The organism is Enterobacter cloacae complex sp. SHL018 (assembly GCF_049237905.1).
In the GTDB taxonomy this organism is placed as follows: Bacteria; Pseudomonadota; Gammaproteobacteria; order Enterobacterales; family Enterobacteriaceae; genus Enterobacter; species Enterobacter hormaechei_C.
In genome coordinates this window covers 1,260,832-1,274,099 of sequence record NZ_JBMKJE010000001.1, presented here as the reverse complement: position 1 = coordinate 1,274,099, position 13,268 = coordinate 1,260,832, and the positions used below count along the sequence as shown (strand labels likewise).

Annotated in this window: 12 protein-coding genes; 8 read left to right on the top strand and 4 right to left on the bottom strand. The window is 57.6% G+C overall.

Annotated features, from left to right (window positions below; genetic code table 11):
- The first annotated feature begins 13 nt into the window (after positions 1–13).
- Positions 14–1,096 (top strand): HlyD family secretion protein, encoded by a 1,083-nt coding sequence (locus ACOTY5_RS06265; RefSeq protein WP_017693458.1) that lies wholly within the window; start codon positions 14–16, stop codon positions 1,094–1,096.
- Positions 1,093–2,472: an efflux transporter outer membrane subunit gene (locus tag ACOTY5_RS06260; protein ID WP_045141530.1), complete on the top strand. Its 1,380-nt coding sequence runs from the start codon at positions 1,093–1,095 to the stop codon at positions 2,470–2,472. The genes ACOTY5_RS06265 and ACOTY5_RS06260 overlap by 4 nt, the downstream gene beginning before the upstream one ends.
- A 94-nt stretch (positions 2,473–2,566) precedes the next feature.
- On the opposite strand, the gene hrpA is transcribed toward ACOTY5_RS06260, so the two are convergent.
- Positions 2,567–6,469: an ATP-dependent RNA helicase HrpA gene (gene hrpA / locus ACOTY5_RS06255; protein ID WP_045141531.1), complete on the bottom strand. Its 3,903-nt coding sequence runs from the start codon at positions 6,467–6,469 to the stop codon at positions 2,567–2,569.
- Positions 6,470–6,672: 203 nt separating this feature from the next.
- Here hrpA and azoR point away from each other — a divergent pair, with 203 nt between their 5' ends.
- Positions 6,673–7,278, top strand: coding sequence for an FMN-dependent NADH-azoreductase (azoR, locus tag ACOTY5_RS06250; RefSeq protein ID WP_015570577.1), 606 nt, complete (start codon positions 6,673–6,675; stop codon positions 7,276–7,278).
- Between the two features lie 90 nt (positions 7,279–7,368).
- Positions 7,369–8,055 carry an RluA family pseudouridine synthase gene (locus ACOTY5_RS06245; RefSeq protein WP_015570578.1) on the top strand — a complete coding sequence of 229 codons (687 nt, stop codon included), beginning with the start codon at positions 7,369–7,371 and terminating at the stop codon, positions 8,053–8,055.
- 7 nt (positions 8,056–8,062) lie between these two features.
- Here the strand turns inward: ACOTY5_RS06245 and ACOTY5_RS06240 are convergent, their stop codons facing one another.
- Positions 8,063–8,602, bottom strand: a complete 540-nt coding sequence (locus ACOTY5_RS06240; RefSeq protein ID WP_017384500.1) for a DUF2058 domain-containing protein — start codon at positions 8,600–8,602, stop codon at positions 8,063–8,065.
- A gap of 168 nt (positions 8,603–8,770) precedes the next feature.
- On the opposite strand from ACOTY5_RS06240, the gene ACOTY5_RS06235 reads away from it, so the two are divergent.
- Positions 8,771–9,745, top strand: a complete 975-nt coding sequence (locus ACOTY5_RS06235; RefSeq protein WP_023296571.1) for a DUF1852 domain-containing protein — start codon at positions 8,771–8,773, stop codon at positions 9,743–9,745.
- Between the two features lie 25 nt (positions 9,746–9,770).
- Complete coding sequence (locus ACOTY5_RS06230) at positions 9,771–10,799, top strand: methionine synthase (protein ID WP_003857302.1); 1,029 nt, start codon at positions 9,771–9,773, stop codon at positions 10,797–10,799.
- A gap of 3 nt (positions 10,800–10,802) precedes the next feature.
- Here ACOTY5_RS06230 and ACOTY5_RS06225 read toward each other — a convergent pair whose 3' ends face one another.
- Positions 10,803–11,735, bottom strand: a complete 933-nt coding sequence (locus ACOTY5_RS06225; protein WP_023303693.1) for a LysR family transcriptional regulator — start codon at positions 11,733–11,735, stop codon at positions 10,803–10,805.
- Between the two features lie 98 nt (positions 11,736–11,833).
- On the opposite strand from ACOTY5_RS06225, the gene ACOTY5_RS06220 reads away from it, so the two are divergent.
- The gene (locus tag ACOTY5_RS06220; RefSeq protein WP_003857304.1) at positions 11,834–12,268 is read left to right on the top strand and encodes a DMT family transporter; all 435 of its coding nucleotides are present in this window, start codon (positions 11,834–11,836) and stop codon (positions 12,266–12,268) included.
- Between the two features lie 4 nt (positions 12,269–12,272).
- Positions 12,273–12,731 (top strand): DMT family transporter, encoded by a 459-nt coding sequence (locus tag ACOTY5_RS06215; protein ID WP_003857305.1) that lies wholly within the window; start codon positions 12,273–12,275, stop codon positions 12,729–12,731.
- Here ACOTY5_RS06215 and ACOTY5_RS06210 read toward each other — a convergent pair.
- Positions 12,728–13,261 (bottom strand): DUF3833 domain-containing protein, encoded by a 534-nt coding sequence (locus ACOTY5_RS06210; RefSeq protein WP_023303692.1) that lies wholly within the window; start codon positions 13,259–13,261, stop codon positions 12,728–12,730. The two genes, ACOTY5_RS06215 and ACOTY5_RS06210, sit on opposite strands and share 4 nt — an antisense overlap.
- Positions 13,262–13,268: the final 7 nt, after the last annotated feature.

The window sequence follows — 13,268 nt, the reverse complement described above, 5'->3', positions numbered from 1 at the left end:
ATCAGGAGAAGTTATGAGTCAGCAGGATGCCGCCAAAGAGCAGGCCAACACCCGCAAAAATGTGCGCGTCGTTTCCATCTTCACCGCCGCGGCTATCGGCATTGTCGGGGTACTGGTGATCCTTTATGCCTGGCAGCTGCCCCCGTTTACGCGTCATGCCCAGTTTACCGATAACGCCTACGTGCGCGGCCAGACCACGTTCATCAGTCCGCAGGTAAACGGCTACATTACCGAGGTCCATGTTCAGGATTTCGCGCAGGTTAAAAAAGGCGAGCTGCTGTTGCAGATAGATGACCGCATCTATCGCCAGCGCGTCCATCAGGCCGAGGCGCAGCTGGCAATGAAAATTGCAGCCCTGAATAACAATCTGCAACAGCGCAAAAGCGCGGAAGCGGTGATTGCCAAAAACGAGGCGGCGCTGAAAAACGCCCGTGCCCAAAGTCTGAAAACCCAGGCGGATTTGAAACGCGTGAAAGAGCTGACCGCGGACGGCTCCCTCTCCATTCGCGAGCGCGATTCGGCACTGGCCAGTGCCGCCCAGGGGAGCGCCGATATCGACCAGGCGAAAGCAACGCTTGAGATGTCGCGTCAGGATCTACAAACGGTCATCGTCAATCGCGGTTCGCTGGAAGCGGACGTTGAGAACGCGAAAGCCGCGCTGGAGCTGGCGCAGATCGATCTGCAAAACACCCGCATTGTCGCGCCGCGTGACGGTCAGCTCGGGCAGATTGCGGTGCGTCTGGGGGCGTACGTCACCGCCGGGACGCACCTTACCACGCTGGTCCCGCCGCAGCACTGGGTGATCGCCAATATCAAAGAGACGCAGCTGGCGAATTTACGCGTCGGCCAGCCGGTGAAATTCACCGTCGATGCCTTAAACGATAAAGCCTATCAGGGCCGCGTGGAGAGCATATCCCCGGCCACAGGGGTCGAGTTCAGCGCTATCACCCCGGATAACGCCACGGGCAACTTTGTTAAAATCGCCCAGCGCATCCCGGTACGCATTGAGGTACTCGGTGAGCCGGAGGCGTACCGGCTGCTGCGCCCTGGCATGTCGGTGCAGGTAACCATCGACACGCGGGAGGCGAAACAATGACGCTTCGCCCGATAGTCGGCCTGCTGATAATGGCTATCCTGGCGGGATGCCAGTCGGTAGACGTTGAGCCCGCCAAATCGTCCCTGCACATACCGGCCCAGTGGCGCGCGACGTCGGGGCCAGCCAGCCCGACAGAGCAGCTCTGGTGGCGAAATTTTCACGACAGCAATCTGAATCGCTATGTGGATCAGGCGCTGAAGAATAACAGCGACGTGCTGATTGCCCGCGAGCGGATTAACGAGTACCAGGCCCGGGTGTACGCCGCCGACGGCAGCCTGTTCCCGTCGCTTGACGCGGGCGTGACCGGGACGCGCGCGCGCTCGCAGTCCGCCGCCACGGGGCTTCCGGTATACGGTACGTTGTACAAAGGCAGCCTGACCGCCAGCTACGACGTGGATATCTGGGGCGTAAACCGCAGCACCTCCCGTGCCGCTGAAGCGTCGCTGGAGGCACAAAAGGCGGCGGCTGCGGCGGCTGATCTGACCGTCGCATCCTCGGTGGCCTCCGGGTACGTCACCCTGCTGTCGCTGGACGAACAGCTTCGCGTTACCCGGTCCACGCTGAAGTCGCGTGAAGAGGCGTTCAACCTCGCCAAGCGACAGTTTGAGACGGGATACAGCTCTCGCCTTGAGCTGATGCAATCGGATTCTGAGCTGCGCGCCACCCGCGCCCAGGTTCCACTGCTTCAGCACCAGATTGCGCAGCAGGAAAATGCGCTTAGCCTGCTGCTGGGCAGCAACCCGGGTGACGTTGCCCGCGGTGAAAGCTTTGATGCCCTGACGCCGCTGAAACTGCCCTCCCAGCTGCCGTCGACGCTACTGAACCGACGCCCGGATATCGTCCAGGCTGAACGTCAGCTGATTGCGGCGGACGCGACGCTGGCGGCATCGCGCGCCAGCCTGCTGCCGTCGATCAACCTCACGGCCACGGGATCGGTGCAGGATCGCACGCTGTCGGGGTTGCTGGATAACCCGCTACAGCTCTGGAGCGTGGGCGGCAGTATTCTTGCGCCGCTGCTGAACCGTCAGGCGCTGAATGCGCAGGTAGATATCTCTCAGTCCCAGCGGAATCAGGCGCTGTATAGCTACGAAAAAACCGTGCGTAACGCGTTTGCTGAGGTGAATGACAGCCTTGATGCCATCACCCGCTATCAGGAACAGCTTACCGAGCTGCTGGCACAGCAGACGGTCGCGCAGGAGACGCTGCGGATTGCGCAAAACCGCTACCGCAACGGATACTCTTCTTATCTGGATGAGCTCGATGCGCAGCGCACGCTGTTCTCGGTGCAGACCAGCGTGGTACAGGTGAAAAACAACCTGCTGCTGGCGCAAATTGATTTGTATAAAGCGCTGGGCGGCGGTTGGGTCAGTGCCTGAAGACATGCCGGGTGGCGGCTACGCCTTACCCGGCCTACGTGCTCTACATGCTCTCCCGTAGGCCCGGTAAGCGCAGCGCCACCGGGCAACGGTTTTAGCCGGAAATCTGCTCCATCGCCTGCAAGATACGCTTATCCGAAATGGGATACGGCGTTCCCAGCTGCTGAGCGAAGAAGCTGACGCGCAGCTCCTCGATCATCCAGCGGATCTCCCGCACGTCGTCGTCATCGCGACGCGCCGGCGGCAGTTTGTTGAGCCACTGCTGCCACGCCTGCTGCACGTTTTCGACTTTCAGCATCTGCGCACGATCGCGATGCGGATCGACCGCCATTTTCTCCAGACGCTTCTCTATCGCCTGCAAATAACGCAGCGTATCGCCCAGACGCTTAAAGCCATTGCCGGTGACAAAGCCGCGATACACCAGCCCCGCCATCTGCGCCTTGACGTCCGACAGCCCCAGGGCCATGGTCATATCCACCCGCCCCTTCAGGCGCTTGTTGATATTGAACACGGCGGTAAGGATCTGCTCGACCTGTTTGGCAATCTCCACCACGGTGTCGTTCAGCTCCGCGCGCACCTTTTCATGAAGCTGAGCAAAGCCCTCTTCCGTCCAGACCGGACCGCCGGCCTCGTGGATCAGCTTATCCACACCGCAGGAGATGCAGTCGTCGATCAGGTCCAGCACCTTACCGTACGGGTTAAAGTAGAGTCCCAGCTTGGCTTTGTTCGGCAGCTTCTCGTGCAGATACTTAATCGGCGACGGGATGTTAAGCAGAAGCAGTCGACGCAGCCCGCGCCACATCATCTGCTGTTGCTCCTGCGGATTGTCAAAGAGCTTAATCGCCACGCTGTCGCGCTCATCCACCAGCGCGGGCCAGGCTTTCACCTTGTAGTTCCCGCGCTTCTGCTCGTAGCTTTCCGGAAGCTGACCAAAGCTCCAGATGTGCAGCCCGCTCTGCTCAATGCCGTCATCGGCCACCGCAGAGAGCGTCTCCTGGACTTTACCTTTCAGCGCCTCTTTCAGCTCCGTCAGAGAACGGCCTTCGAGCAGCTTTTTGTTTTTATCGTCCACCACGTGGAATGTGATTTTCAGGTGATCGGGCACCTGATCCCAGTTCCAGTCGTCGCGGTCGATGGTGGTTCCGGTCATGCGGCGGAACTCACGCTCCAGGGCGTCCAGCAGCGGCAGCTCCAGCGGCGTGACGCGGCCTAAAAACGCTTCGGCGTAGTTCGGCGCCGGCACAAAGTTACGCCGCACCGGTTTAGGCAGGGATTTGATTAACGCAATGACCAGCTCGCGGCGCAGGCCGGGGATCTGCCACTCAAACCCGCTCTCTTCCACCTGGTTTAACAGCGGCAGCGGAATGTGCACCGTCACACCATCGGCATCCGCGCCCGGCTCAAACTGATAGGTCAGACGCAGCTTGAGGTTGCCCTGATGCCAGAAGTTCGGATAATCGAGCTTGCTGACCGACTCCGCGCCCTCTTTGATCAGCATGCTCTTTTCGAAGTTGAGCAGGTCCGGGGCCTCTTTGCTGGCTTTCTTCCACCAGCTGTCGAAATGGCGCGCCGAGATCACATCGTGACTGATGCGCTGATCGTAAAACTCAAACAGCGTCTCGTCGTCCACCAGAATGTCGCGACGGCGGGACTTGTGCTCAAGCTCTTCCACCTCGGCGCGCAGCTTCAGGTTTTCGCGGAAGAAGGCATGACGCGTCTGCCAGTCGCCTTCCACCAGCGCGTGGCGGATAAACAGCTCGCGACTCAACGCCGGATCGATCTGGCTGTAGTTAACCTTACGCGCGGCCACCACCGGCAGGCCGTAGACGGTGACTTTTTCCGTCGCTATCACCGCGCCCTGCCCGCGCTCCCAGTGCGGCTCGCTGTATGAGCGTTTCAGCAGGTGCTGCGCCACCGGCTCAACCCACTCCGGATCGATACGCGCGGCGATACGCCCCCACAGACGGCTGGTTTCCACCAGCTCGGCGACCATGGTCCACTTCGGCGGCTTCTTAAACAAACCGGAGCCCGGGAAGATGGAGAAACGCGCGTTGCGTGCGCCGGTATATTCCTGCTTATCCGCATCCTTCATCCCGATATGAGACAGCAGGCCAGTCAACAGGGCGATATGAATTTCGCGGTACTCCGCCGGTTCACTGTTCACCGGGATACCCAGCTCTTTCACCACCTGGCGCAGCTGGGTATAGATATCCTGCCACTCGCGTACGCGCAGATAATTGAGGAAATCCACCCGGCACTGACGGCGGAACTGGTTCGAGGAGAGCGCTTTTTGCTGCTCGCCAAGGTAGTTCCACAGGTTCACAAAGGCGAGGAAATCGGACTCTTTATCGTGGAAGCGACGGTGTTTTTCATCCGACGCCTGCTGCTTGTCCATTGGACGCTCGCGCGGATCCTGAATGGAGAGCGCCGAGGTGATGATCATCGCCTCGCGCACGCAGCCGTGTTTTTGCGCCTCCAGCACCATGCGCGCCAGACGCGGGTCGACCGGCAACTGGCTAAGCTGGCGGCCCAATGGCGTTAGCTTGTAGGCCGTCGCCTGTTCGTCGGTGGTGATGGCCCCCAGCTCTTCCAGCAGCCGCACCCCGTCCTGAATATTGCGCTTATCCGGCGCTTCCACAAACGGGAAGGCGGCGATATCGCCCAGCCCCAGCGCGGTCATTTGCAGGATAACGGATGCCAGGTTGGTCCGCAGGATCTCCGGATCGGTAAACTCCGGGCGCGACAGGAAATCGTCTTCCGAATAGAGACGAATACAGATCCCTTCCGACACGCGGCCGCAGCGGCCCTTACGCTGATTAGCCGACGCCTGCGAAACCGGCTCAATCGGCAGGCGCTGAACTTTGGTGCGGTAGCTGTAGCGGCTGATGCGCGCCGTACCCGGGTCGATCACGTATTTAATGCCCGGTACGGTCAGCGAAGTTTCGGCCACGTTGGTCGCCAGCACGATGCGGCGCCCGCTGTGCGGCTGGAACACGCGGTTCTGCTCGCTGTTCGACAGGCGCGCGTACAGCGGCAGGATCTCGGTATGGCGCAGATCGCGCTTGCTGAGCGCATCGGCGGTATCGCGGATCTCGCGCTCGCCGCTCATGAAGATCAGAATGTCGCCAGAACTCTCGTTGCCCAGCTCGTCGACGGCATCAAAGATGGCCTGAAGCTGGTCGCGCTCGGTATCGTCCGCCTCTTCCACAATCGGGCGATAGCGCACTTCCACCGGATACGTGCGTCCTGACACCTCGATAATCGGCGCATTGTTGAAATGTTTTGAGAAGCGCTCCGGGTCGATGGTCGCGGAGGTGATGATGATTTTCAGATCCGGACGCCGGGGCAGCAGCTCTTTCAGGTAGCCGAGCAGGAAGTCGATGTTCAGGCTGCGCTCGTGCGCTTCATCGATGATGATGGTGTCGTACTGCATCAGCAGACGATCCTGCTGGATTTCCGCCAGCAGGATACCGTCGGTCATCAGCTTAACCATGGTGTTATCGCTGACGTGGTCGCTGAATCGCACCTTGTAGCCGATGCAGCCGCCCGGCTCCGTTTGCAGCTCTTCCGCAATACGGTTCGCCACGGTGCGCGCCGCCAGACGACGCGGCTGGGTGTGACCGATCAGCCCTTTCACCCCGCGGCCCAGCTCCATGCAGATTTTCGGCAGCTGAGTGGTTTTACCTGAACCGGTTTCCCCCGCGACGATCACCACCTGGTGGTCGCGTACGGCCTCAAGAATGTCCTGTTTCTTCTGGCTGACGGGCAGATTTTCCGGATAGGTAATCTCCGGACGTGCGGCTTCACGCAGCACAACTTTCCCTGCCGCCTGTTCAATCTCGTTGGCCATCTCCTGGTAAATGGCCTGTTGTGCATCAGGATTTTTAACCTTCTTAACGCCGTGCAGACGGCGCGCAAACCGCTGTTTATCGCGCAGCATCAGCGAATCAAGCTTTTGCATCAGAATCGGGAAGGTCAATTTTTGGTGTTCTGTCATAGCGTTAACGGGCAGTGCACTGCCGGATAAAATCTCTTTTTAATGATTGGTATAGAGTACCACATCAGCGCTTTTCGCGCCTTATTCAAAAAATTCGAACATAGGCTTCGATATATTGCGCTATCCCTGTGGCAGGATTGTGACTAAAGTGTCAACAAGCAACGGGGCAACCCCCTCAATCAAATACAAAACAGGAATTTCCCATGAGCAAAGTATTAGTGTTGAAATCCAGTATTCTGGCAGGGTATTCACAGTCTGGTCAGCTGTCTGACTATTTCGTTGAACAGTGGCGTGAACAGCACAGCGCGGATGAAATCACCGTGCGTGACCTGGCGGCAAACCCAATTCCTGTGCTGGACGGCGAGCTGGTTGGCGCGCTGCGTCCGAGCGATGCGCCTCTTACCCCGCGTCAGCAGGAAGCCCTGGCGCTCTCCGACGAGCTGATTGCTGAGTTGCAGGCGCACGACGTTATCGTGATCAACGCCCCAATGTACAACTTCAACATTCCTACCCAGCTGAAGAACTACTTCGACCTGGTGGCGCGTGCTGGCGTAACCTTCCGTTACACCGAGAACGGCCCGGAAGGTCTGGTGAAAGGCAAGCGTGCGGTTGTACTGACCAGCCGCGGCGGTATTCACAAAGATACCCCTACCGACCTGGTCGCACCGTACCTGACGCTGTTCCTGGGCTTCATCGGCATTACCGACGTGAACTTCGTGTTCGCTGAAGGTATCGCTTACGGCCCGGAAGTGGCCACCAAAGCGCAGACCGACGCGAAAGCCGCTATCGACAGCCTGGTCGCGGCCTAAGTTTTCCCCCTCTCACCGCCCGGTGGGAGGGTTTTTCTTTTCCCCCGTATTTCGTTATCATCCGCACCCACTCTCCAGCCCGGCGGCCTGATGTCTGTCATTATCGATACGTTTATTGCACCACCCTGTCACGACGACATTGAGATCCTCTGGCAGGACGAGCATCTGCTGCTGATCAATAAACCTTCCGGTCTGCTCAGCCTGTCGGGGAAAAATCCGCAAAACCTCGATTCCGTCCACCACCGTCTTGTTCAAACCTTTCCCGGCTGCACGCTGGTGCATCGTCTTGATTTTGGCACTTCGGGTCTGATGGTCATTGCGCGTAACAAAGCGATCAACGCCGCGCTTTGCCACCAGTTCAGTCAGCGCGCCGTGAACAAGGTTTACACTGCCCTGTTGTGCGGACATGTGGAACAGGACGAAGGGACCGTGGATGCGCCGATTGCCAAAGATCCGGCGCTGTTTCCGCTGATGACGATCTGTGCCCGCACCGGTAAGCCCGCTCGCTCCCGCTATCGGGTGGTGGAACGTATTTACCAGGATACGACAATGCCGCTGACGCGGGTTGAGCTTACCCCGGAGACCGGGCGCACCCACCAGCTGCGCATTCACTGCCAGCAGTTAGGCCACCCTATTCTGGGGTGCGATCTGTATGGTGGTCTGGAATGGCCGGGGGCGGAAGAAACGCCCCGGCTGATGCTGCATGCAAGCGCTCTGAATTTTATTCATCCGCTGAGCGGCGAGACGATGAACGCCCGTCACGCCGCGCCGTTCTGAGCGGGGATTACCACATTAAATCGTCAGGGATTTTGAAGTCTGCGTACGGATCGTCTTCGTCCTGCTCTTCCTGACTCAGGGCGCTGTTTAGCACAATGCTGTCCGCATCGCGCTGGGCAATTTTATCCGCCACTACCGCCGGGATAATCGCGTAATCACAGTCGCCATTCGCGTTAATCACCAGTCGGGCAATCGCCAGACGGCCGTTGATCAGCTGGGTTTGCGTCTGCTTATCGACCTCGATTTTTTTGATAAGGTTGCCGTCGGTAAAGTTAAAGGTAATGTTGCCCTTCGCCACGGTGATGCGGTTCATCTCAATCAGCTGCTTCACCTGCGCCCTGAACTCTTTTGCCAGCACCGCCTGTTTTTGCTGTTCGCTCAGCTGCTTATCACGCTCCAGCTGGGCTTTCTTGTTCTCTTCAACAGCCTCTCTCGCCTCGCGAGCCTGGACGCGGGATTTTTTCGCCGTGCGCTGGACCTTCGCCATCTTTTTACTGCTGACTAAGCCCGCTTTCAGCATCTGCTCTTGTAGGGTGAGTTTTGTCATGTTCGTTTAAACCGGTTGGAAATGTCGGGGGATTATACCTGAATCGCGCAGTTCATGAAGAACCCTCATGTTGCAGTGAAATTAAGTCACTTCCCCTGCGCCAGTGGCTCAGGCATAAATTATGCATTGATAACGTTCCGGCAACATGAACTTAGGATGCATAACCAAATGAGTCAGGCCTTCACATTTACCCTTAAGCGCAGTTGCTTTGATGAAAATTATAACCCGTCAGAAAACACGCGTACCACCACCAACTTCGCCAACCTGGCGCGTGGCGAGAAGCGTCAGGAGAACCTGCGCAATACGCTGGTGATGATCAACAACCGCTTTAACGCGCTGGCGAGCTGGGATAACCCGAAAGCTGACCGCTATGCCGTCGAGCTGGAGATTATTTCAGTCGATATGAATATCGGCGGCGATTTTACTTTCCCGGCCATCGAAATTCTGCAAACGACGATCGTGGATAAAAAAACCCACGAGCGCATCGAAGGCATCGTCGGAAATAACTTCTCATCGTATGTTCGTGACTATGATTTCAGCGTCCTGCTGCTGGAGCATAATAAAGACCGGGCCCGTTTCTCCCTCCCCGAGAATTTTGGCGAGCTGCACGGCAATATTTTTAAAAGCTTCGTTCATTCTGCGGAATATCAGGCGAACTTTAAAAAAGCGCCGGTGATCTGCCTGAGCGTCTCCAGCAAAGACACCTATCGTCGTACCGGTAACCACCACCCGGTGCTGGGCTATGAGTACCAACCGGACGGCGAGTCACTAACGGAACAGTACTTCGCGAAGATGGGCCTGAAGGTTCGCTATTTCATGCCGGAAAACAGCGTCGCGCCTTTTGCCTTCTTCTTCACCGGCGATTTACTGCGTGATTACACCAATCTGGAACTGATCGGCACCATCAGCACCATGGAGACGTTCCAGAAGATCTATCGACCAGAAATTTACAATGCCAATTCCGCTGCGGGACAGTGCTATCAGCCCGACCTGAATCAGCAGGATCACTCATTAACCAAAATCGTCTATGACCGTGAAGAGCGCAGCCGGCTGGCCATTGAACAGGGTAAATATACCGAAGAGCGGTTTATCAAACCCTATAAAACCCTTCTTGAGCAGTGGTCTCAACACTTCACGCTTTAATTTAATACGGATAAAAGGTTCTTTTATGAAAACATTGCTCCCGACATCAACGGCTGGCAGCCTGCCGAAACCCACCTGGCTTGCGCAGCCGGAAACGCTCTGGTCGCCGTGGAAACTCCAGGACGAGGAATTACTGGCAGGGAAACAGGATGCGCTGCGTTTGTCTCTGGATGAACAGATTCGCGCCGGGATTGATATCGTCAGCGACGGGGAACAAACCCGCCAGCATTTCGTCACCACCTTTATTGAACATCTCAGCGGCGTGGATTTTGAGAACCGTCAGACGGTGCGCATCCGTAACCGCTACGATGCGAGCGTGCCGACCGTGGTAGACGCGGTGGCGCGCCAGAAGCCGGTGTTTGTAGACGACGCAAAATACCTGCGCCAGCTGACGGATAAGCCGATCAAATGGGCGCTGCCCGGCCCGATGACCATGATCGACACGCTATACGATGCCCACTATAAAAGCCGTGAAAAGCTGGCCTGGGAGTTCGCTAAAATTCTCAATCAGGAGGCCCGCGAGCTGGAAGCGGCCGGCGTCGACATTATTCAGTTCGACGAACCTGCCTTTAACGTCTTTTTCGACGAGGTGAATGACTGGGGTATCGCCGCGCTGGAGCGCGCCATTGAAGGGCTGAAATGCGAAACCGCGGTACATATCTGTTACGGGTACGGCATCAAAGCCAATACGGACTGGAAAAAGACGCTCGGCTCCGAGTGGCGCCAGTATGAAGAGGCATTTCCAAAGTTGCAGACCTCGAAGATCGATATTATTTCGCTGGAGTGCCACAACTCGCGCGTGCCGATGGATCTGCTGGAGCTTATCCGCGGTAAAAAAGTGATGGTCGGGGCAATTGACGTGGCCACCCAGACCATCGAAACGCCGGAAGAAGTGGCCGATACGCTGCGCAAGGCGTTGCAGTTTGTTGATGCAGACAAGCTCTATCCGTCCACCAACTGCGGTATGGCCCCCCTTTCCCGCCAGGTCGCCAACGGTAAGCTGAAGGCGTTAAGCGCCGGGGCTGACATTATCCGTCGCGAGCTTGCCCGCTAACCTTCAGGTTTGCCAGTACAGTGGCGTACCGAATCGCTCAATATAGTAATCAATCACCGCCCTGACGTTCAGGGGCGGATGACGCGCGTTCGGGTAAATCGCCGCAATCGTCAGTGGCTCCGTATTAATTGAACACTCCATTTCCGGCAGCAGTGCCACCAGCTCACCGCTTTTGAGCCGTTCGCTCACCATCCAGTCCGGGAAAAGCACAACGCCCATGCCGCCCAGCGCCGCAATCAGGAGCGTTTCCGCGTTATTGGAAGTCATCAGCGGTACAATGGGATAGTGAACCCACGCCTCGCCCGGCTGCCGGATCAGCCAGCGGTTAGGCCCGGACGAGCCGCGGTAAACCAGACAGTGGTGACGGCTGAGATCGTCCGGCCCCTCGGGCGCGCCATGTTTTTGCAGATAGTCCGGCGAGGCCGCCAGATGATAGAACTGCTGCCCGAACACCCGGGCGTGAAACGAGGAGTCCGTCAGCGCGCCGATGCGGAAGATAACGTCCGCGGCGTCACGGTGCGGATCGATAAAATCGTCGGTGAGGGTCAGTTCAATGGAGAGACGAGGGTAACGCGCCAGAAGCCCCGGCAGGCCCGGCGCGATGTGCCTTTGTCCGAAAAAGACCGGGCCATTGATACGCAGCGTGCCCGACGGCTCGCGGGCGCGTTCATCCAGCTCGCGTCGCGCGTCCTCCATATTCCCGGCCATCGCACGGGCATAGCGCACAAAAAGATGCCCGCTCTCTGTGGGCATAATCGCCCGCGTGTTGCGGTAGAAAAGCTGTTGCCCGAGGGCGTCCTCAAGCTGGTGGATCACGCGTGAGACCTGCGACGCAGAAATCCCTTCCCGCCTCGCCACCACGGAAAAATTCTGCGTTTCATAAACGTCGATGAAGATCAGCAGCGCGCGAATGCTGATATGTCCGGCATCCATCATTAATGCATTTCCTGCAAAGGTGTTTCCTGCATTATGGCATTTTTCTCAATGATGTTCAGACGTAATCTTCTCCGCCTGGAAAAAGGAGAAAAAGCGTTATGCACATTATTTTAATTTTACTGGTGATTGCCGGCGGCATGGGGCTGTCCGTGGAAGCCGGGCTGCTGGGGCCGCTGGGCGCAGAGGTGGGCGACCTGTGGGCGGCGTTCAGCATATTCAGCGTGGGAACGGGGCTGACGTTTCTGCTGATGCTGTTTTTCAGCCCGCGCAACAGTCCCTCATTTTTTGCGCAGCCTTCATGGCACCTGTTGGGTGGCGTGCTCGGCCCGGTTTACGTCATCATTCTCACCATTGCCACGCCTGCGATCGGCATTGCCATGACGATGATCGGCATTCTGGCAGGCCAGGTTTTTAAAAGCCTGATTATCGACCACTATGGCCTGCTGGGTACGCCGCACCGCAGGATCGATACAAAACGCATTATTGCGCTGGGATTTATCATCGCCGCGCTCATTCTCGTGGCGCAGGGGTAACGTTATGACAGTGATTATGATTATTCTGGCGGTGATTGGCGGCGCAACGCTGAGCATTCAGGCTGCTATTAACGGGCAATTAGGCAGCAGCGTGGGGGTATTTAAAAGCGCGTTTCTGACGTTTTCCGTCGGCGCGCTGGTGACCGCCCTGCTGATCTTCTTTTTTGAGCCGAAACAGGCGGTCAGCCTGATGGATGTGCCCAAATGGCAGCTTCTGGGGGCCCTGTGCGGCGTGCCCTATATCGTGATTATGGTGCTCGCCGTGCAGCGCATCGGGACCGCCGTTGCCACGGTAGCGGTTATCCTGGGCCAGCTGGCCATGAGCATGCTGATTGATAACTTTGGCTGGCTGAACAATGAAGCCATTCCGTTTTCAGTGAGCCGTTTCGGGGCCGTCGTCTGCCTGAGTATTGCGCTCTTCTTCATCTACTCAAGCAGTAAACCTCAGCCCGAAGAGGATTAACCGCCCTCTTTGCGGGTAAAGAACAGCGTCACCGTGGCGACGGTGACGCCAAATTTCTTCATCTCGGTTTTATTAAACAGACGGGTGCTGTCCTGCAAATACATCCAGTCATCAAAGTGCAGCAGCCAGGTTTTGCCGTCCGCCTTCACGTTCATGCTGTAGCGCCAGTTAAGGGCATTGCCCGCCGCCTGGCCTGTCGCGCCACCTTCTATGTCACCCGCCGTGCCTTCATAGCGATTCTGCCCAACGCGGCGGATATGCCAGACGCGCTGCTGCTTCTCGCCGTCATCGTAGACAAAATGTTCATTCAGGGTCAGCGTATCGCCGATAACATCCCCGGCGATCTCGACGTGAAAACGACGGATCTGCTTACCGCTGCGATCCTGCACCATCCCCCACGCCTCGGTTTTCCCCTGGAAGTAAGTAAAAATATCAAGCCGTGGCTGCTGCTGACGATACTCTGTCACCTCGGTGCTACATCCGGCCACCAGCATCGTCAGGGCAAGCGCCATTAACAGGAAACGTTTCATTGTGGTC